The organism is Massilia sp. LMS1-1-1.1 (assembly GCF_040815535.1).
GTDB classification, from domain to species: domain Bacteria; phylum Pseudomonadota; class Gammaproteobacteria; order Burkholderiales; family Burkholderiaceae_D; genus Janthinobacterium; species Janthinobacterium aestuarii.
In genome coordinates this window covers 1,336,343-1,355,972 of sequence record NZ_JBFPNG010000001.1, presented here as the reverse complement: position 1 = coordinate 1,355,972, position 19,630 = coordinate 1,336,343, and the positions used below count along the sequence as shown (strand labels likewise).

Below are 19,630 nucleotides of genomic sequence, written 5' to 3'. Positions count from 1 at the left end.
TAGCTGATACCCCTTGCCAGAAGACGCAGCTGGCTGATCTCAATGAAAGAGGATTCCTATGAACATCTCTGAAGAAATCAAGCGTCTGCATGAGTTGCACCTGGCGGGCGCCCTGAGCGACGCGGAATTCGCGCAAGCGAAAGCCAAGCTCCTGAGCAATATCAACCTGGACAAGCCGGACAGCAAGTCCGGCGCCGGCGCCGATGCGGCTGCCGGCCCGGCGAACGACCTGGTGCAGGAATTCAACCGCCTGCGCCGTTCGCGCAACGACCGCTGGCTCGGCGGCGTCTGCGGCGGCCTGGGTCGCGCTTCCGGCATGGAAGCGTGGATCTGGCGCCTCGTCTTCGTCCTGTTTACATTGACCTTCGGCTTCGGCGTGGTGATTTACCTTCTATTGTGGATTTTCGTACCAGACGAAGAGATTGGAATAACAAAACATGAGTACTAAACAATTTGACGTAGTTGTCATCGGTGCGGGCCCTGGCGGCTACATCGCCGCCATCCGCGCAGCGCAGCTGGGCTTTTCCGTCGCTTGCGTCGACGAGTGGTCGAACGCCAAGGGCGGCGCCGCTCCTGGCGGTACCTGCACCAACGTCGGCTGCATCCCGTCGAAAGCGCTGCTGCAATCGTCCGAGCATTTCGAACACGCGGGCCACAGCTTCGCCGAGCACGGCATCGACGTCGCCGGCCTGAAGCTGAACCTGGGCCAGATGCTCAAGCGCAAAGACACGGTCGTCAAGCAAAACAACGACGGCATCCTGTACCTGTTCAAGAAGAACAAGATCGCCTTCTTCCACGGCCGCGCCGCTTTCGCCGCTGCCGCCGCCGGCACGTATGACATCAGCGTGACGGGCGAAGCCAACGAAACCCTGACGGCCAAGCACGTGGTCATCGCCACGGGTTCGAACGCGCGCGAACTGCCGGGCGCACCATTCGATGAGAAACTGATCCTGTCGAACACGGGCGCACTGGCCATCGACGCCGTACCAGCCAAGCTGGGCGTCATCGGCGCCGGCGTGATCGGTCTGGAAATGGGCAGCGTCTGGCGCCGCCTGGGTTCCGACGTCACCGTGCTCGAAGGCCTGCCGGTCTTCCTGGGCGCCGTCGACGAGCAGATCGCCAAGGAAGCGTCGAAGCTGTTCACCAAGCAAGGCTTGAAGATCAACCTCGGTTGCAAGATCGGTGCGATCACGCCAGGCAAGAAAGACGTCACCGTGGAATTCGTGGACGCCAAGGGCGAAGCGCAAAAAGCCGTGTTCGACAAGCTGATCATCTCGATCGGCCGTACGCCGAACACCAACGGCCTGGGCGCTGACAAAGTCGGCCTGCAGCTGGACGAGCGCGGCTTCATCGCCGTCGACGGCGACTGCAAGACCAACCTGCCGAACGTCTGGGCGGTGGGCGACGTCGTGCGTGGCCCGATGCTGGCGCACAAGGCAGAAGAAGAAGGCGTTGCCGTGGCCGAGCGTATCGCTGGCCAGCATGGCCACACCAACTTCAACACGATTCCGTGGGTGATCTACACCTCGCCGGAAATCGCGTGGGTCGGCAAGACCGAGCAAACCCTGAAGGCGGAAGGCATCGCCTACAAGGCCGGCACCTTCCCGTTCATGGCCAACGGCCGTGCGCGCGCGCTGGGCGACACCTCGGGCATGGTGAAATTCCTGGCCGATGCGACCACCGATGAAATCCTCGGCGTGCACATCGTCGGCCCGATGGCGTCCGAACTGATTTCCGAAGCCGTCGTGGCGATGGAATTCAAGGCTTCGGCCGAAGACATCGCGCGCATCTGCCACGCTCACCCATCCCTGTCGGAAGCGACCAAGGAAGCGGCACTGGCGGTTGACAAGCGCACGTTGAACTTTTAATTGTAGTTAGTCCTTCAGGGGCGCTCGCGGATTTTTTCCGCCGGCGCCCTTGTGCGTTAAAGCGAATCCCATGAACGTAGAAGAGTTTTACCAGCACGCGTTGCAGAAGCGTGATTTCAAGGCCGATGCCGCCCAAAGGCGCGCGGTCGACCGCCTGCAGCTGTGCTATGACGAGTGGGTGGCCTACAAGGGCCAGCGCTCGAGCACCTTCAAGCGCCTGCTGAACCGTCCTGCCGTGCCGAAAGGCGTGTACATGTGGGGTGGAGTGGGGCGCGGTAAATCGTTCCTGATGGACAGTTTTTACTCGGTCGTGCCCCTCGTGCGCAAGACGCGATTGCACTTCCATGAATTCATGCGCGGCGTGCACCAGCAGCTCGATGAATTGAAAGGCGTGGCCGACCCGCTCGACGAGGTGGCCAAGCGCATCGCCAAGAAATACCGCCTCATCTGTTTCGATGAATTCCACGTCTCCGACATTGCCGACGCGATGATCCTGTACAACCTGCTGTCGGCCCTGTTCGCCAATGGCGTGTCTTTCATCATGACGTCGAATTACGACCCGGACCTGCTGTATCCGGACGGCCTGCACCGCGACCGCATGCTGCCGACCATCGCGCTGCTCAAGGACAAGCTCGACGTGATGAACGTCGACGCCGGCGTCGATTACCGCGGCCGCGCGCTGGAGCAGGTGGAAAGTTACTATACCCCGCTGGGCGCGGAAACCGACAAGGCCCTGCGCGACGCCTACACGCGCATCGCCGAGACGGCCGACGAAGACGCGCGCATCCGCATCGAGAGCCGCGAAATCCACTGCCTGCGCCGCGCCGGCGGCATCATCTGGTTCGATTTCGCCACCTTGTGCGGCGGCCCCCGTTCGCAAAATGATTATCTGGAAATCGCCAGCCGCTTCCATACGGTGATATTGTCCGGCATACCGGCCATGTCGGCGGCGCAGTCGTCCGAGGCGCGCCGCTTCACGTGGCTGATCGACGTGTTTTACGACCAGAAGGTCAAGCTGATCATGTCAGCCGAAGTGCCGCCGGATGAGCTGTACACGAACGGCATGCTGGCCAACGAGTTTCACCGCACCGTTTCGCGTATCATCGAGATGCAATCGCGCGAATACATGGAAAAAGAACAGCGCGGCGCGGCCGACGCGATCGTTTGAGGCAGGGATAATGAACATGATGGCAAATACACTATACAAGCTGGGTGCGGCGCTGGGCCTGGTCCTGGCGTTGTCCGCCTGCGCGCACCAGGGTGCCGCGGCATTGGATGAGGTCGGCGCACCGCAGGTGCCCGCGACCCTGTCCGTGGAAGAAGCGGACGCCAAGCTGAAGCAGTCGGCCAGCGAGCGCGAGGCGGCGGAAAACGAGTTTGCCGCGCGCGAAATCGAGTGCTACGACAAGTTTTTCGTGAATAGCTGCCTCGACAAGGCCAAGGAAAAGCGCCGCCTGATCCTCGTGCGCCTGCGTGCCGTCGATGCGGAAGCGAATTACTTCAAGCGGGCCGAATCCGTGCGCCTGCGCGATATCGACCTGGCCAGGACGCAGGAAAGTGCGCGCCTCGACGCCGAGCAGCGGGCCGCGGCCGTGCCCAAGCCCGTGAAAGTGGTCACGCCCGAGCCGGCGCCGCCCAAGCCGCAAGGCAAGAGCCTTGCCGAACGCGAGGCCGAGCAAGCGGCGAAGGTGGCGAAACAGGCCGCCGCCGATGCGGCCGAAGCGCCGCGCCGCGCGGCCCGTGAAGCCGCCTATGCGAAAAAACAGGCGGATGCCGTTGAGCGCCAGAAACGGGTGGCGCAACGCCTGGCCGAGCGCCAGGCCGAAGCGCAGGCCAGGGCTGCCAAGGCGGCGGCCGCCGCCAGCACGCCAGCCGTTGCTGTGCCTGTGCCGCCGGCCAATTAAGACTGCCGTGCAAGGGCACGCCGGAAATGGCGTGCCCTAAGGCGCGCGGCAGGTTAAACTACGCACCATGGCTGCCTGCGCACGCCGGTTTCCCAACATTGTCAGTAACACTGCCTGGAACGCAACACATGAGCGATGCACAGCAAATAGAGCGGCGCCTGATTGAACTCAACGTGGAACACCGCGACCTCGATGCCGTCATCGAGTTGCTGATACTCGATGGCCACCATGACGAGCTGCAGCTGCGCCGCCTGAAAAAGCGCAAATTGCAATTGAAGGATCACATCACCTTGCTGAAAATGCAGTTGGTGCCCGACGTTCCCGCCTGAGGGGCGCCAGTAGCGTCCAGTCCAGCCTTCACCTAAGTATATTTTGACCGATCACAATTTATTGCCAGTAAGCCCAGATGGCCAGCCGGCCGATCCGCAAGCCAGTCTGCCAGCCGAACCGCAGGCGGCGCCTGGCAAGCATGATGCCGACATCGAGCGCCTGTTTGGCGCCGGCGGCCCGCTCGGTCCGGCCGTGGGCAGCTACAAGCCGCGCCGTTCGCAAACGGAAATGGCGAAAGCCATCGCCAGCGCCATCGACAGCCAGACGACCCTGATCGCCGAGGCGGGCACGGGCACAGGCAAGACCTTCGCCTATCTGGTACCGGCCCTGATGTGGGGCGGCAAGACCATCGTATCCACCGGCACGAAGAACTTGCAGGATCAATTGTTCCTGCGCGATATCCCCACCGTGCGCGCCGCGCTGCAGGCGCCCGTTTCCGTCGCCTTGCTCAAGGGCCGCTCGAACTACGTCTGCCATTACCACCTGGAACGCACCCTGCAAAACGGCCGCATGACGTCGCGCGACGACGTGGGCCATTTGCGGGAAATCTCGCGCTTCATCAAGATGACCAGTTCCGGCGACAAGGCCGAGCTGGCCAAGGTGCCGGAAAACGCCATGATCTGGAACCTGGTGACGTCCACGCGCGACACCTGCATGGGTGCCGAATGCCAGTACTACCAGGATTGCTTCGTGATGAAGGCCCGCAAGGAAGCACAGCAGGCCGACATGGTGGTGGTCAACCATCACCTGTTCTTTGCCGACGTGGCCCTGAAAGACACGGGCGTGGCGGAGTTGCTGCCGTCGGCCAATACCATCATCTTCGATGAGGCGCACCAGCTGCCCGATACGGCCACTTTGTTCTTTGGCAATACGGTATCGACCTCGCAAATCCTCGAGCTGTGCCGCGACGTGCTGGCCGAAGGCCTCGCGCACGCGCGCGGCATCGACTGGGCCAAGACCGTCACGGTGGTGGAAAAGGCGGCGCGCGACCTGCGTCTGACCTTCCCGCAGGACATCGTGCGCCTGTCCTTGCCGCAAATCGCCCCGTCGAGCGACTTTTTCCCCGCGCTCGACACCCTCAAGGATGAGCTCGATGGCATGGTGGCCGTGCTGGAAACCCAGGCGGAACGGGCGGAAACGCTGGAGCAGTGCAGAGTGCGCGGCGTCGAGCTGGCGCAGCAGCTGAGCGGCTGGAAGTTCGATCCGAAAGCAAAAGTGGCGGCCGGCGAGGAAGCCGTGTTCTGGGTGGAAGCGTTTTCCAGTTCTTTGCAGTTGCATAAAACGCCATTGTCGATCGCGCCGATCTTCAACAACCAGCGCGAAGGCACGCCGCGCAGCTGGATTTTCACGTCGGCCACCCTGGCCGTGAAAAACGACTTCAAGCATTTTTCTGAACAGATGGGCTTGACGGGCGAGCCGTCGCATACGTGGCCGTCGCCGTTCGACTATGGCCAGCAAGGCTTGCTGTTCGTGCCGCAAAACCTGCCGCAACCGAACTCGCTCGGCTACACGGACGCCGTCATCGACTGCGCCTTGCCCATCATCGAGGCGGCGGGCGGGCGCACCTTCTTCCTGTGCACGACCTTGCGCGCCGTCAAGCGCGCCGCCGAGCGCCTGGCCGACGAATTCAGGCAGCGGGGCCTGAACTTCCCCCTGTTCGTGCAGGGAGAAAAGGGCCGCACGGAATTGCTCGACCAGTTCCGCGCGGCCGGCAATGGCGTGCTGATCGGTAGCCAGAGCTTCTGGGAAGGCGTCGACGTGCGCGGCGATGCCTTGTCCCTCGTGATCATCGACAAGCTGCCGTTCGCGCCGCCCGACGACCCCGTGCTGGCCGCGCGCATCGAAGTGATGGAAAAGCAGGGCAAGAATGGCTTCATGCACCATTCGCTGCCGGAAGCCATCATCAACCTGAAGCAGGGCGCGGGCCGCCTGATCCGCGACGAAGGCGACCGGGGCGTACTGATGATTTGCGATCCGCGCCTCATTTCCAAGCCATACGGCAAGCGCATCTGGCAAAGCCTGCCGCCGTTCAAGCGCACGCGCGATACCGCCGAAGTGGTGGAGTTCTTCCGCAACCTGCCCGCCAAGGGCGCTTAAGTTCCGCTTGCCGGCGCCATCCGCGCGCCGGCTTATTTCCCTTTGTTATCAAGCGAGTAGCGTTTTTCACGCGCGGCCCGCTTGCGCGCTTGTCATGCCAGAAAGCGGCGCAATCACGCCAGTTTCTGGCATTGTGACGCATGTCCAGGACGCCAGACACATCTTTGCGCCAGCGCAAAAAGGTTGTTGCTGAGCGGTCTACAGTGAGCCCATGCCTTACAGGGGCAAGGCGCGGCGATGGCAGGGCCGCACGGGGAACAGGGGGATGCCATGGAGATCCGCTACGGCTGTTTCTTGAGTTATGCACACGGCCAATATGCGTTCATGAACAAGTTCAAGAATGACCTCATCGAGGCGCTGGCGTGCTATCTGGAGCCGCACCTGGACCGCGAGGAGGTCCTGTTCATCGACAGCGAGCAGCTGGGCGGCGGCGACGATATCGACTTGCGCGTGGCGCGGGCCATGTGCCAGAGCGTCTGCATGATCGTGCTGTACACGCCCAAATATGAAGCGCACGGCTATACGCGGCGCGAATTTGCCGCCATGCAGCTGATCGAGCAGGAGCGGCGTGCCTGGTATGAACTGCCCAGTCATTTGATCATTCCCATCATCATGACGCGCCATCCGGACGGCTTGCCGCCGCAAATCACGGAGTCGGGCCTGTACGTCGATTTTTCCGGCTATACGCTGGCCAGCGGCGACCTGAAGTCAAACCCCCAATATCTGCCCGACATCGAACGCATCGTGCAGCGCATCGCCACGCATTACCACTTGCTCAAGCGGTCAACACCGCCCGGCCACGATTGCAGCCGTTTCGTGTTGCCCGATATTCCACCGGAATGGCGCGCCATTCCGCCTCCCCACTTTCCACGTTAATCACGTAAAAGGTCCTGTCATGGAATGCCAACGCCTCTCCCTGCCGCCTTTGAGCGCCCCTGGCGAAGTCGTCACTTTCTATTCCTACAAGGGCGGTACCGGCCGCACCATGGCCCTGTCGAATATCGCCGTCTTGCTGGCGCGCCGTGAAAACGCCAGCGTGCCCGTGCTGATGCTGGACTGGGACATGGAAGCGCCGGGCTTGCACCATTATTTCGAGCAGCACGAGGAGCGACCGGGCGTGCTCGAGTTCTTCGAAGCGTGCCGCCAGCAGCTCGAACGCATCAGCCTGGAAACGGCGGGCGGGCGCGCCGGTGGACAGGGCACAGGACGCGAGGACGCGGCGCTGGCCCAGCGCGTGCTCGACGCCATCGACTGGCAGCAGTACGTGGTGCGCGTCGACCAGGGCAGTCCGCTGTACCTGATGCGCGCGGGGCGCTTCGACGCCAGCTACAGCGAGCGCCTGGCGCAGATGCGCTGGGATCAGCTGTTCGACACGTGCCCGGCCCTGTTCCGCTGCTTCGCCGATACCCTGGCCCAGCATTTTCGCTACGTGCTCGTCGATTCGCGCACGGGCCGCACGGACAGCGCCGGCATCTGCACCACCTTGCTGCCGAAAAAGCTCGTGGTGGTCTTCACGCCGAACCGGCAAAGCCTGGAAGGCGTCGACGCGCTCGTCACGCGGGCCATCGAGTACCGCCGCAGCCATGAAGACGAACAGCGTCCGCTGCTCGTGTATCCCTTGCCGTCGCGTATAGAAATGGGCGATGGCGCTCAGCGCGCCGAGTGGCGCCGCGGCGACGCGCACAAGGGCATCGCCGGCTTCCAGCCCATGTTCGAGCGCCTGCTGCGCACCTCTTACGGTTTGCCGCAGATCGCCCTCGACAGCTATTTCGACGAAGTCCAGCTGCAGCAGACGAAAACCTTTGCCTATGGCGAGCAGCTGGCCGTGCGCATCGACCAGGGCGGCGACCGCTTTTCCCTCACGCGCACCTTCGAAGCTTTTTTGCAGTGGCTGACGGGCGGCTACTTCCCATGGCAGTCGAGCCGTGAAATCGCCTTGCTGGGCGCCATCAGTGAAGCGCGCCAGGCCTTGCTGGCCGAGCCGGGCCGCGCCGTGGCCTTGCCGCTGGCGCGCGACCTGGCCCGTTTGGGCGAGCTGTACCGCAAGGATGGGCGCAGCGCCCAGGCGCTCGACGCCTTTCGCCAGAGCGTCGAGATCCGCGTGCGCCTGCTGGGCGAGGAGCATCCCGACAGCTTGGCGTGCAAGAGCGGCATGGCGCGCCTGCTGCGCCAGCTGAGCAAGTTCGATGAAGCCCGCTTCCTGGAAGAAGACGTGCTCGACGTGCGCGAACGCGTGCTGGGCGGCGAACATCCGGAAACCCTGGCCGCCCGGGCCTGCCTGGCGCAAACCCTGTTGCAGCAGGGGGAGCTGGCGGCGGCGCTGCTGCTGCAGGATACGGTGCTGGCCACCTATGCGCGCCAGCTGGGCGGCGAGCATCCGCTGACCCTCGATGCGATGGATGGCCGTGCCGCCACCTTGCTGCGCATGGGCCGGCTGGCGCAGGCACAGCAAGTGCTGGCTACGGTGGTGGCGGCGCGCGAGCGCCTGTTTGGCGCCGAGCATGGCGATACCTTGCGCAGCAAGCTGGCCCTGGCGCAGGCGCTGGGGCGTGAAGGCGACCTGGAGGGTGCGCGGCGCCTGCTCGCCGCCGTGCTGCAGGTGCAGGAAAAACGCCTGGGCAGTGACCATGTGGCCACCTTGTCCACGCGTGACTTGCTGGCCGACATCGTGGCCGGGCAGGGCGACTGGGCCGGCGCGCGTCAGCTGCACGAAGACCAGGTGGCGGCGCGCGAGCGCACGCGCGGGCTCGACCATCCGGAAACCTTGATGAGCCAGCGCAAGCTGGCCGAGGCGCTGCTGCGGCGTGGCGAACTCGATGCGGCGCGCAGCGTGCAGGAGCAGGTGCTGGAAGTGCATGCGCGCCTGCTGGGCGAAGACCACCTCGATACCTTGCACAGCAAGACGCAATTGGCCGGCACCCTGCAGCAGCAGGGCGACAGCGAGGCGGCGCGCCTGCTGGAAGATGCCGTGCTCAGCGGCAGCGACCGGCTGTTGAACGCCCCCGTCACGGGGCATGCGGACAGCGTGCTCGACGGTGCGCGGCATTTGCAGGAAACCATCCTGGCCGGCCGTGCCAGCGGCCACGAAGGGGCCGAGCCGGACACCCTGGCCAGCATGATCTCGATGTTGCAAGGCATGATCGAGCGGGAACAGTATCCGCAGGCGGGCGAACTGGCCGAACATTTGAAGTCTTGCCTGCTGCGCCCGGGCGTGCCGGGCAAGCTGCGCAGGCGCGGCATGGCGCAGCTGAAAAGAATGTACAAGTTGCAAGGCGACCTGAATGCCTTGCTGGCCTTGCAGGAGGATGAAGTGCAGGCGCTGGAAGGGGCGTTGTCGGAAGCGCGCATCGAACAGCGCTGACCTGGCGCCCCATCTTCTCGCGGCGGCACAAAAAATGCTGCCTATCGGCGTGCGGCATGCGCAGTGTGGGCATTGCTTCAGGTAAAATCTCGTTATGAGAATTCTTATCAGTAACGACGACGGTTACCTGGCGCCCGGCCTGGAGGCATTGGCCGACGCGCTCGCACCCATCGCCGACATCGTCGTGGTGGCGCCCGACAGCAATCGTTCGGGCGCGTCCAATTCGCTGTCCCTGGACCGGCCCTTGTCCGTGCACAAGGCCGCCAACGGCTTTTACTTTGTCAACGGCACGCCCACCGACTGCGTGCACGTGGCGCTGACGGGCATGCTCATCGAGCGCCCCGACCTGGTGGTGTCCGGCATCAACAACGGCCCCAACATGGGCGACGACACCCTGTACTCGGGCACCGTCGCGGCCGCCACGGAAGGCTATCTGTTCGGCATTCCCGCCATCGCCTTTTCCCAGTCGCAGTTCGGCTGGGCCAACCTGGACGCGGCCGCCCGCGTGGCCAGGGAAATCGTCGAACGCCAGTTTGACGCCCTGCAAAAACCGTATCTGCTGAACGTGAACATCCCGGCCATCCCTTACGCGCAATTGCAAGGCGTGGTGGCCACGCGCCTGGGCAAGCGCCATTCGGCAGAGCCCGTCATCCGCGCGCTCGACCCGCGTGGCCGTGAGATCTTCTGGATCGGCCCGGCCGGCGCGGCCAAGGAAGGCGGTCCGGGCACGGATTTCCATGCCGTTGAACATGGACAAGTATCGATCACGCCGCTGCAGATCGACTTGACCCATACCACCCAACTCGATGCACTGGCAAAAGGCCTGGCATGACCGCTCACTATGACTGACAAGCCGCGTACCTTCCCCCTTTCCCTCGATTCGCTGGCGGGCAAGCCCGCCAGGCAGGGCGGGGGGCAGTCGCTGGCCCAGTCCCGGATCGCCACGCCGCAGACGGCCACGCAGAATGCGGCGCAAAACGCGGCGCGCGGCGTGGCGCAGCCGTATGGCGCGCATGCGGCCATCGCTCCGTCGCGCGCGCAAGCCATCGCCAATGAGCGGGCGCAGCCGGCCGTCGTGTCGCCGCCGCGGCAAAACCCGCTCGTCTCGGAGGCCGTGCGCCGGGCCATGGTGGCCCGCGTGGCGAAGCAGGGCGTCAAGGACCAGGTCGTGCTCGACGCGCTGCAAGCCGTGCCACGCCACATGTTCATGGACGAGGCGCTGGCGTCGCAGGCGTATATCGACGCTTCCTTGCCCATTGGCCACCACCAGACCATTTCACAGCCGTACATCGTGGCGCGCATGATCGAAGTGATGCGCCAGGGCGGCGCGCTGCAGCGCGTGCTGGAAATCGGCACGGGCTGCGGCTACCAGGCCGCGGTGCTGTCGCTGGTGGCGAAAGAGGTGTATTCGATCGAGCGTATCCGGCCTTTGCACGAGCTGGCGAAGGCCAATTTGCGCCCGCTGCGCGTGTCGAATCTGCGCTTGCAGTACGGAGATGGTATGCTTGGCCTGCCGCAGGCGGCGCCCTTCGACGGGATCATCCTTGCCGCAGCCGGCCTGGAAGTCCCGCAAGCCCTGCTGGAACAGCTGGCGCCCGGCGGGCGTCTGGTCGCGCCGGTGGGGGCTAAATTGCAACACTTACAACTCATTACCCGGGTGGGGAAAATGGAATGGACCAGCCAGACCCTGGAAGATTGCCATTTCGTGCCTTTGCGCCCGGGCACCATATGATCCCCGGATCAGCTAGCAAGCAGGACATACAATTACATGCGAATGATTAAGAAAAGTAACATACTTCTATGTAGCATCACCTTGGCCGCGCTGTTGAGCGGTTGCGGCACGACCGGCGTCCAGGCGCCCGTCGTGGAGCGCCACCCACCGAGCAGCAGCGCCGCCGCCAGCGATCCGCGCGACCGCGACCCGGCCTATTACACGGTCAAGCGCGGCGACACCCTGCTGCGCATCGCCCTCGAGCATGGCCAGAATTACCGCGACCTGGTGATCTGGAACGACTTGAGCAACCCGAACGACATCAAGGTCGACCAGGTATTGCGCGTGCTGCCGCCAACTGGCGACACGGGCGGCGCGCAAACGTCTGCCATCGTCATGCCGCCGTCGACGGAAGTCAAGCCGGCCGCGCCTGTCGTGCCGAAGAAAACGGGTCCGCGCGGCGAGAAGCGCGCGTATTCCGACGCCACCCTGGCCGAGCTGCGCGCCGATGGCGGCACCAGCGACGCCAAGCCGGCGCCAGCGCCGGCGGCAACCGTCGCCACGGCACCTGCCGCCGCCGCGGCAGCTCCTGCCGCATCGGCGCCTGGCGACGACAAGATCAGCTGGATGTGGCCTTCCGAAGGCAAGGTCATCGGCACTTTCGACGAAGGCAAGAACAAGGGCGTTGATATCGCGGGCAAGGCGGGCCAGCAAGTGGTGGCCGCCGGCGCGGGAAAAGTCATGTATGCCGGGAGCGGAATCCGTGGTTATGGTAATCTTGTCATCGTGAAGCACAGTAATAGTTTATTGTCGGCGTATGCGCATAACCGCAGCATCCTGGTGAAGGAAGGGCAGAACGTCAACAAAGGCCAGGCCATCGCGGAAATGGGCGATTCCGATGCCGACCGTGTGAAGCTGCACTTTGAAATCCGACAGCAGGGCAAGCCCGTCGATCCTTCGAAATTCCTGCCTAACCGTTAGGTAAAGCAATGACACACGCGCCGCACGATCAGCTGGACGATGACCCGGAACTGCCGGAAGACGGGGCAGACGAAGTCGTGACGGACGATATCGGCGAGCTCGACGGCATTGACGCCGTCGACGCGGGCGAGGGCGGCGAGGTGGCCAGCGTCAGCGTGGTGGTCGAAAGTGTCGATGAACTGAAAAAAGTGCTGGCGGCCGAGCTGTCGACCGATACCACGCAGCACTATCTGAACCAGATCGGCACGCGGCCCCTGCTGACGGCGCCGCAAGAGGTGCATTACGCCACCCTTGCCAAGCAGGGCAATTTCGAAGCCCGGCAAACCATGATCGAGCACAACCTGCGCCTCGTCGTGTCGATCGCCAAGCATTACATCAACCGCGGCGTGGTCTTGCTCGACATGATCGAGGAGGGCAACATCGGCCTGATGCGCGCCATCGACAAGTTCGAGCCCGAACGCGGTTTCCGTTTCTCTACCTACGCCACCTGGTGGATACGCCAGAGCATCGAGCGCGCCATCATGAATCAGGCGCGCACGGTGCGCCTGCCCGTGCACATGGTGCGCGAACTGAACCAGATCCTGCGCGGCAAATACCACCTGGAAGCCCAGCACCACGACGGCAAGGATGCCACGGCGGAAGACATCGCCCACCTCGTGGGCCGTCCCGTGGAGGAAGTGCAGGATATCCTGGCCCTGTCCGAGCACGCGACCTCGCTCGACGCGCCGCTCGACAACGACCCGCAGTCGTCGCTGATGGACATGCTGCCCGGCGCGAGCGAAGACAGTCCCGACGCGCGCGCGGAACACCATGAAATGACGGTGCTGGTGCGCGACTGGCTGACCAAGCTGCCCGACAAGCAGCGCGTCGTCATCATGCGCCGTTTCGGCCTCGACAACGACGATCCGGCCACCCTGGAAACCCTGGCCGAGGAAATGGGCGTGACGCGCGAGCGCGTGCGCCAGATCCAGCAGGAAGCGCTGATTAAACTGAAACGCGCCATGGCGGCACGCGGCGTCGTGCGCGACTCATTATTGTAGGACGCCCGGTCCCGGTATTTCCGGGGCCGCATCTGCTATCATACGCCCCGCTCGCGGCGCCTGACCTTTCCCCCATTCTTTCAAGTTCCAGCGCGGCCCTGCGTCCTGGCTCACTCTTACCTATTGATCGCTATGCAAGAAAATATCATCGAAATCAAATCGCTCGACATGGACGCCCGTGGCGTTGGCCATATTGAGAACGAAGACGGCTCGCCGGGCAAGGTCGTGTTTGTCGAAGGCGCATTGCCGGGCGAGCGCGTCAGCTTTGTGACGTTCAAGAAAAAGAAGAACTGGGAAATGGCCCGCATGACGGCGCTGCACCGCGAATCATCGATGCGCGTGACGCCCAAGTGCAAGCATTTCGACAATTGCGGCGGCTGCTCGATGCAGCACCTGGAACCGTCGGCGCAGGTGGCGATCAAGCAGCGCGTGCTGGAAGACAATCTGTGGCATATCGGCAAGGTGCGTCCGCAAAGCATCATGCGCCCCATGTACGGCCCGACATGGGGCTACCGCTACCGCGCGCGCCTGTCTGTGCGCCACGTCAAGAAGAAAGACGCCGTGCTGGTGGGCTTCCATGAAAAGAAATCGGCGTTCGTTGCCGACATGGATAGCTGCGAAATCCTGCCGCCGCACATCTCCGCCATGCTGCTGCCCCTGCGTGCGCTGATCGGTTCGCTGTCGATTTTCGACCAGATGCCGCAGATCGAGCTGGCCGTGGGCGAAGACGTCACCGCCATGGTCTTGCGCATCATGGCGCCGTTGACGGCGGACGACGAAACGAAATTGAAAGCCTTTGCCGACGAGTACGGCGTGCAATGGTGGTTGCAGGTGAAAGGCCCGGAAACGGCCGTGCCGTTCTATCCGCTCGACAAGCAATTGCACTACCTGCTGCCGGAATTCGGCGTCAAGATGCCGTTCAAGCCCGTCGATTTCACGCAGGTGAACCACCACATCAACCGCGTGCTGGTGTCGAAAGCGCTGCGCCTGCTGGAAGTGCAGCCGACGGACCGCGTGGCCGACCTGTTCTGTGGTCTGGGCAATTTCACCTTGCCGCTGGCCACGCAAGGCAGCGAAGTGGTCGGCATCGAAGGCAGCACCACCCTGACGGAGCGGGCGCTGGAAAACGCGCTGGCCAATGGCCTGGCGGAAAAAACCTCGTTCTCGACGCGCAACCTGTTCGAAGTGACGACGGATGATCTGATCGCGCTGGGCAAGTTCGACCGCATCCTCGTCGACCCGCCGCGCGACGGCGCCATGGCCCTGTGCCAGGCGCTGGTCGGCCTGTCGCAAGTGCGTCCGGATCTGCTGCCGAAACGTATCGTGTACGTCTCGTGCAGCCCGTCGACCCTGGCGCGCGACGCCGGCATCCTGGCGCTGGAAGCCGGTTATGTGCTGAGCAAGGCGGGCGTGGTCAACATGTTCCCGCATACCTCGCATGTCGAATCGATGGCTGTATTTGATTTGCCTCAGTAAGTCTGTCTGATACGGCGGGTGGCCAGGCAGGCACCCGCCGTTGCCGCATTCAGCGGCGCAGCAAGCTGTCGCAATACCACTTACACCGTGTTATAAAACTGGTCTGTCTTTTTCCGTTCCAGCGTCTTTTTTCACCCTCCCTCTGCCGTTTTTTGATTGTCCAGTAGGACAACACGCCGTTTGCACCCTCCGCTGCGCTTTCTGTTTGAAGTGGTATTGCTCACTTTGATGCCACTTCAAAACCACTTGACCGCCTATTTTTTCAGCAGCATGCTGTTCTTGCAACTGCAAAAAAACAAGATCACAGGGTAGTTATTTACGAAGCAGAGTGGCATTTCTGCAAACCTGAACAGGAGACAACGTGGAAAATTTAATACTCAAAAAAACAATCAGGAACATGATGGTATGTCTGGCCAGCGGCGGTGTGCTGGCGGCATGCGGTGGCGGCGGCGGTGACGCCGGCGCGCCGGCTGGTTCGCAATTGCTGGCGGCCAGCACGGTCGTCGCTTGCGTGCCGTGGCAGGAGGGCGGCACGTATAACGCCGGCACGGTGGTTACTTACCTGGGGGCCAACTACACGGCCCTGGTGACGCAGACCGATCACGTGGGCTCGGGCTGGAATCCCGTTTCCACGCCTAGCCTGTGGAGCGCCGGCGGCACTTGCGACGGCGGCACCACGCCGACCCCGACGCCGACTCCCACCCCGACGCCGACGCCGACCCCGACACCGGAACCAACGCCGACCCCAACACCGACTCCGACCCCGACGCCAACCGGCGGCACCTGCGCACTGGCGTGGGCGGCCGGCACGGCTTACAGCGCGGGCGCCACCGTCAGCTATGCGGGCACGAACTACCGCGCCAATTACTGGACGCAGGGCGACAACCCGTCGACCAGCAGCGGCGGCGCCGGCACGGGCAAGCCATGGACCAGCCAGGAGATCTGCAGCACCACGCCAACACCGACGCCGACTCCTACGCCAACACCGACTCCTACCCCGACTCCTACCCCGACACCTACTCCGACCCCAACGCCAACGCCAACGCCAACGCCAACGCCGACCCCAACGGGCCGCGAAGTCGGTTCCTATTTTGCGCAGTGGGGCGTGTATGGCCGCGACTATGAAGTGGCGAACGTGCACACGAGCGGCGTGGCCGACAAGCTGACCTTCATCAACTACGCCTTCGGCAATATCTATCCGAAAAACGGCGGCTATGAATGCGCCATGATCACGAAGACGGAGCCGGGCGCGACGAATCCGAATTCGCCCGATGCGGGCACGGGCGGCGATGCCGAGGCCGACTACATCCGCACGCCGAAGCGCACCGTCGATGGCCAGGCGATTCCCTGGGATGCTCCCTTGTCGGGCAACTTCCTGCAGTTGAGAAAACTGAAGGCGGCGCACCCGAACCTGAAGCTGTTCATCTCGCTGGGCGGCTGGAGCTGGTCGAAGAACTTCTCCGTCGGTTCTGCCACCGATGCGCTGCGCAAGCAGATGGTGCGTTCGTGCATCGACATCTACATCAAGGGCAACCTGCCGGTGCAGGGCGGTCGCGGCGGCGTGGGCGCGGCGGCCAACATCTTTGACGGCATCGACATCGACTGGGAATATCCGGTCGGCGGCGGCCAGCCGTACAACACGGTCAGCCCCAACGACAAGCGCAACTTCACCTTGCTGATGGCGGAATTCCGCAGCCAGCTCGATGCGCTGGGCGCGGCCAACGGCAAGCGCTACCTGTTGACGGCGGCTGTCGGCGCCGGCAAGGACAAGATCGACAACACGGAACCGGCCCTGTACTCGCAGTACATGGATTGGATCAACCTGATGACCTACGACTTCCACGGCGGCTGGGAAAACAGCACCAACTTCAACGCCCAGCTGTTTGCCGACCCTGCCGATCCGTCGACGGGCATGGCGCGCGAATACGTGGGCGACAAGGCGGTGCAGTACATGATTGCCGCCGGCGTACCGCGCGACAAGCTGCTGCTGGGCATACCGTTCTATGGCCGTGGCTGGACGGGCGTGGCGCCGGGGCCGAATGGCGATGGCCTGTACCAGGCGGCCACGGGCATGGCGCCGGGCACGTACGAGTCGGGCATCGAGGACTACAAAATCCTCGTCGCCAAGGCTGGAACGCGCTACTACCATCCCGTGACCAAGCAGTTGTACCTGTACACGGGCGCGGGCGGCCAGTGGTGGAGCTATGACGATCCGACCGTCATCGGCACCAAGGTCAAGTACGTGAAGGACCAGGGCTTGCGCGGCGCGTTCTCGTGGGAACTCGATGGCGACGCGAATGGCGTGCTGGCGACCGAGGTGTGGAAAGTGCGGTAACACTGGAGTAGAGTAAGACGCGGCCGGGCGGCATTGCTGCCCGGCCGCTTGTTCACATAAAAACAGGAGACGGGCGATGGCGGCGGTATCGACATTCGGAGTAAAACATCCGGAACAGGAGCTGAGCCGCGAGTGGCGCAGCTGGATCGCGGAAAACCTCATGCTGGGCAGCCACCCGTCGGCGCTGATGCCGGTGCTGCAACAGGCGGGCATCGCGGAGCCCCTGGCGCGCCGCGAAATCGAGCTGGCGCTGCAGAGTCCCTATCTGGCCGGCGCCGTGCGCCTGTCGAACCGCCTGGCCAAGCGCGACTGGGTGATCGATATCCAGCGCAAGCTGAACCAGCTGCGCGACCCCGAGATTCCCCGCCGCGACAAGCTCTCCGCGCAGGAATTCCTCGACGAGTACTACTCTACCAACCAGCCCGTCATCATCACGGGCATGATGGCCGACTGGCCCGCCATGGCCAAGTGGAGCCCCGCCTATTTCCGCGAGCATTACGCGCAGCGCGAAGTGGAAGTGCAGTTCGGCCGTGAGGCGGACGATCAGTACGAAATGAACAGCGTGGCCCACAAGCGCAAGATGGCGTTTGGCGAGTATGCGAGCCTGGTCGAGGGCAGCGGCGCGACCAACGATTTCTATATGACGGCGAATAACGATTCGCAGAACCGGCAAGCCTTGCGCGAGCTGTGGGACGATATCGGCCAGCTGCCCGAATACCTGAAGCAGGATGGCGGCACCACAGGGTTTCTGTGGTTCGGCCCGGCCGGCACGGTGACGCCATTCCACCACGACCTGACGAACAACTTCATGGCGCAGGTCAAAGGGCGCAAGCGGCTGCGCATCATGGCCGCCTGCGAGGTGGCGCGCGTGTACAACCAGCGCCACTGTTTTACGCCAGTCGACGGGCGCGACATCGACGTGCGGCGCTACCCGCTGATGGCCGACGTGCAGGTGCGCGAATGTGTGCTGGCGCCGGGCGAGATCCTGTTTTTGCCCGTCGGCTGCTGGCATTTCGTCGAAGCGCTCGACGTATCGATGACGGTGGCGTTTACCAACTTCAAATGGGATAACGATTTTTACAGCAAGTATCCGCCTAATCACGACTTTTGATTGTGCCGTCGCATGGCGTGAACTTGCCGCGAACAGCCGCCTTGTGGGCGGCTTTTTTCATGCTACGGTGCGCTTCTTGTATAAGATATTTCCATAAAATATTTGATTAAAATCATTTTTGAAGCAATTATTTTGATATGAATGGCCACGATGTTTCATTATCCAGAGGGCGGTGGCGGGCGGATAATTTGATGGCTGGCGCGGCGCCAGCACCGACAACTATCCGGAGGCGGCAGGGCATGAACACGCAGCACATGACACAGTTACAGCAAGCACCAGCAGATCGTACTGAACTTCGGCTCGACACGCGGCTGACCCGCGAAGCGGCCGAGCTGCTGGCCAGGGCCGACATCCATTTGAATGGCCGCGCCGCCTGGGACATGCAGCTGCGCAAGCCGGGCGTGCCCGAGCGCGCCTTCGCCAGCGGCAACCTGGGCCTCGGTGAAGCGTACATGGACGGCGACTGGGATGCGCAGCAGCTCGACGAATTCTTTTGCCATTTGCTGCGCGCCAGGTTGGGCGACGACGTGCGCCCGATGCGCCTGGCCTTCCACGCGCTGACCGCGCGCCTGTTCAATCTGCAGACGGAACGCCGCGCCTGGATGGTGGGCAAGGAGCACTACGACCTCGGTAACGCCTTCTATGCGGCCATGCTCGACCCGCGCATGACGTACACGTGCGGCTACTGGAAGGATGCGGCCAACCTGGCCGAGGCGCAGGAGGCCAAGCTCGATCTGGTCTGCCGCAAGCTGCGCCTGGAGCCGGGCATGCGCGTGCTCGATATCGGCTGCGGCTGGGGCAGTTTCATGCGCTATGCGGCGGAAAAATACCAGGTGCGGTGCGTGGGCGTGACGATTTCGCAAGAGCAGGCCGCGTATGCGCGCGCCATGCCGGGCGGCGAACAGCTGGACATCCGCCTGCAGGACTACCGCGACACCGATGAAAAATTCGACCGCATCGTCAGCATCGGCATGTTCGAGCACGTGGGCCACAAGAATCACCGTACCTTCATGGAAGTGGCGCACCGCTGCCTGGAAGACGACGGCCTGTTCCTGCTGCACACGATAGGCAAAAACAAGCGCCATTCCACGTGCGACCCGTGGATCGACAAATACATCTTCCCGAATGGCGACTTGCCGTCGATCGGCCAGATCGGCGACGCCATGGACGATCTGTTCGTGGCCGAAGACTTGCACAACTTCGGCGCCGACTACGACAAGACCCTGATGGCCTGGCATGCCAATTTTGAGCAGGCGTGGCCGCGCTTTGCCGCCCAGCTGGGCGAGCGCTTCCACCGCATGTGGTCCTACTATCTGCTGTCCTGCGCGGGCGCCTTCCGCGCGCGCGATTTGCAGCTGTGGCAATGGGTGCTGTCGAAGCAGGGCGTATTGGGCGGCTATGAGCGTGTCAGCTGAT

General features: G+C 63.3%; 16 protein-coding genes. All 16 read left to right on the top strand.

The annotated features are described in order from the left end of the window. Nucleotides 1–58 precede the first annotated feature (58 nt). The 16 genes from MRBLMS1_RS06315 (at nucleotide 59) to cfa (ending at nucleotide 19,629) form a co-directional block, all read left to right on the top strand. Nucleotides 59–448 (top strand): PspC domain-containing protein, encoded by a 390-nt coding sequence (locus MRBLMS1_RS06315; protein WP_485878414.1) that lies wholly within the window; start codon nucleotides 59–61, stop codon nucleotides 446–448. After that, nucleotides 438–1,868: a dihydrolipoyl dehydrogenase gene (gene lpdA / locus MRBLMS1_RS06310; protein WP_034752057.1), complete on the top strand. Its 1,431-nt coding sequence runs from the start codon at nucleotides 438–440 to the stop codon at nucleotides 1,866–1,868. The genes MRBLMS1_RS06315 and lpdA overlap by 11 nt, the downstream gene beginning before the upstream one ends. Nucleotides 1,869–1,938: 70 nt before the next feature. After that, nucleotides 1,939–3,036: a cell division protein ZapE gene (gene zapE / locus MRBLMS1_RS06305; protein WP_034752052.1), complete on the top strand. Its 1,098-nt coding sequence runs from the start codon at nucleotides 1,939–1,941 to the stop codon at nucleotides 3,034–3,036. A gap of 16 nt (nucleotides 3,037–3,052) precedes the next feature. Further along, entirely contained in the window at nucleotides 3,053–3,772 is a 720-nt protein-coding gene (locus MRBLMS1_RS06300) for a hypothetical protein (protein ID WP_485878411.1), read from the top strand. Nucleotides 3,773–3,900: 128 nt separating this feature from the next. After that, nucleotides 3,901–4,101: a YdcH family protein gene (locus MRBLMS1_RS06295; protein ID WP_034752051.1), complete on the top strand. Its 201-nt coding sequence runs from the start codon at nucleotides 3,901–3,903 to the stop codon at nucleotides 4,099–4,101. 43 nt (nucleotides 4,102–4,144) lie between these two features. After that, entirely contained in the window at nucleotides 4,145–6,199 is a 2,055-nt protein-coding gene (gene yoaA, locus MRBLMS1_RS06290) for a DNA repair helicase YoaA (protein WP_411268306.1), read from the top strand. A 270-nt stretch (nucleotides 6,200–6,469) separates the two neighbouring features. Beyond that, nucleotides 6,470–7,075: a toll/interleukin-1 receptor domain-containing protein gene (locus MRBLMS1_RS06285; protein WP_034752049.1), complete on the top strand. Its 606-nt coding sequence runs from the start codon at nucleotides 6,470–6,472 to the stop codon at nucleotides 7,073–7,075. 19 nt (nucleotides 7,076–7,094) lie between these two features. Then, entirely contained in the window at nucleotides 7,095–9,560 is a 2,466-nt protein-coding gene (locus tag MRBLMS1_RS06280) for a tetratricopeptide repeat protein (RefSeq protein WP_485878408.1), read from the top strand. Between the two features lie 94 nt (nucleotides 9,561–9,654). After that, complete coding sequence (surE, locus tag MRBLMS1_RS06275; protein WP_139089970.1) at nucleotides 9,655–10,392, top strand: 5'/3'-nucleotidase SurE; 738 nt, start codon at nucleotides 9,655–9,657, stop codon at nucleotides 10,390–10,392. A 9-nt stretch (nucleotides 10,393–10,401) separates the two neighbouring features. Next, nucleotides 10,402–11,292: a protein-L-isoaspartate(D-aspartate) O-methyltransferase gene (locus tag MRBLMS1_RS06270; protein ID WP_485878406.1), complete on the top strand. Its 891-nt coding sequence runs from the start codon at nucleotides 10,402–10,404 to the stop codon at nucleotides 11,290–11,292. Nucleotides 11,293–11,334: 42 nt separating this feature from the next. Next, nucleotides 11,335–12,252 carry a peptidoglycan DD-metalloendopeptidase family protein gene (locus MRBLMS1_RS06265; protein WP_485878985.1) on the top strand — a complete coding sequence of 306 codons (918 nt, stop codon included), beginning with the start codon at nucleotides 11,335–11,337 and terminating at the stop codon, nucleotides 12,250–12,252. A gap of 8 nt (nucleotides 12,253–12,260) precedes the next feature. Next, nucleotides 12,261–13,292: an RNA polymerase sigma factor RpoS gene (gene rpoS / locus MRBLMS1_RS06260; RefSeq protein ID WP_128142399.1), complete on the top strand. Its 1,032-nt coding sequence runs from the start codon at nucleotides 12,261–12,263 to the stop codon at nucleotides 13,290–13,292. A gap of 132 nt (nucleotides 13,293–13,424) precedes the next feature. Next, on the top strand, nucleotides 13,425–14,768 hold the full coding sequence (gene rlmD / locus MRBLMS1_RS06255) for a 23S rRNA (uracil(1939)-C(5))-methyltransferase RlmD (RefSeq protein WP_128142400.1): 1,344 nt from the start codon (nucleotides 13,425–13,427) through the stop codon (nucleotides 14,766–14,768). A gap of 397 nt (nucleotides 14,769–15,165) precedes the next feature. Continuing rightward, complete coding sequence (locus tag MRBLMS1_RS06250) at nucleotides 15,166–17,103, top strand: glycosyl hydrolase family 18 protein (RefSeq protein WP_485878404.1); 1,938 nt, start codon at nucleotides 15,166–15,168, stop codon at nucleotides 17,101–17,103. A gap of 76 nt (nucleotides 17,104–17,179) precedes the next feature. Continuing rightward, complete coding sequence (locus MRBLMS1_RS06245) at nucleotides 17,180–18,214, top strand: cupin-like domain-containing protein (protein ID WP_485878402.1); 1,035 nt, start codon at nucleotides 17,180–17,182, stop codon at nucleotides 18,212–18,214. A gap of 254 nt (nucleotides 18,215–18,468) precedes the next feature. Continuing rightward, on the top strand, nucleotides 18,469–19,629 hold the full coding sequence (cfa, locus tag MRBLMS1_RS06240; RefSeq protein WP_485878983.1) for a cyclopropane fatty acyl phospholipid synthase: 1,161 nt from the start codon (nucleotides 18,469–18,471) through the stop codon (nucleotides 19,627–19,629). Nucleotide 19,630: the final 1 nt, after the last annotated feature.

Excerpts from the sequence above, each read along its gene's own strand:
- MRBLMS1_RS06315 (WP_485878414.1), top strand. The coding sequence starts at position 59 with ATGAACATCTCTGAAGAAATCAAGCGTCTGCATGAGTTGCACCTGGCG.
- lpdA (WP_034752057.1), top strand. The coding sequence starts at position 438 with ATGAGTACTAAACAATTTGACGTAGTTGTCATCGGTGCGGGCCCTGGC.
- zapE (WP_034752052.1), top strand. The coding sequence starts at position 1,939 with ATGAACGTAGAAGAGTTTTACCAGCACGCGTTGCAGAAGCGTGATTTC.
- MRBLMS1_RS06300 (WP_485878411.1), top strand. The coding sequence starts at position 3,053 with ATGATGGCAAATACACTATACAAGCTGGGTGCGGCGCTGGGCCTGGTC.
- MRBLMS1_RS06295 (WP_034752051.1), top strand. The coding sequence starts at position 3,901 with ATGAGCGATGCACAGCAAATAGAGCGGCGCCTGATTGAACTCAACGTG.
- MRBLMS1_RS06285 (WP_034752049.1), top strand. The coding sequence starts at position 6,470 with ATGGAGATCCGCTACGGCTGTTTCTTGAGTTATGCACACGGCCAATAT.
- MRBLMS1_RS06280 (WP_485878408.1), top strand. The coding sequence starts at position 7,095 with ATGGAATGCCAACGCCTCTCCCTGCCGCCTTTGAGCGCCCCTGGCGAA.
- surE (WP_139089970.1), top strand. The coding sequence starts at position 9,655 with ATGAGAATTCTTATCAGTAACGACGACGGTTACCTGGCGCCCGGCCTG.
- MRBLMS1_RS06270 (WP_485878406.1), top strand. The coding sequence starts at position 10,402 with ATGACTGACAAGCCGCGTACCTTCCCCCTTTCCCTCGATTCGCTGGCG.
- MRBLMS1_RS06265 (WP_485878985.1), top strand. The coding sequence starts at position 11,335 with ATGATTAAGAAAAGTAACATACTTCTATGTAGCATCACCTTGGCCGCG.
- rpoS (WP_128142399.1), top strand. The coding sequence starts at position 12,261 with ATGACACACGCGCCGCACGATCAGCTGGACGATGACCCGGAACTGCCG.
- rlmD (WP_128142400.1), top strand. The coding sequence starts at position 13,425 with ATGCAAGAAAATATCATCGAAATCAAATCGCTCGACATGGACGCCCGT.
- MRBLMS1_RS06250 (WP_485878404.1), top strand. The coding sequence starts at position 15,166 with ATGATGGTATGTCTGGCCAGCGGCGGTGTGCTGGCGGCATGCGGTGGC.
- MRBLMS1_RS06245 (WP_485878402.1), top strand. The coding sequence starts at position 17,180 with ATGGCGGCGGTATCGACATTCGGAGTAAAACATCCGGAACAGGAGCTG.
- cfa (WP_485878983.1), top strand. The coding sequence starts at position 18,469 with ATGACACAGTTACAGCAAGCACCAGCAGATCGTACTGAACTTCGGCTC.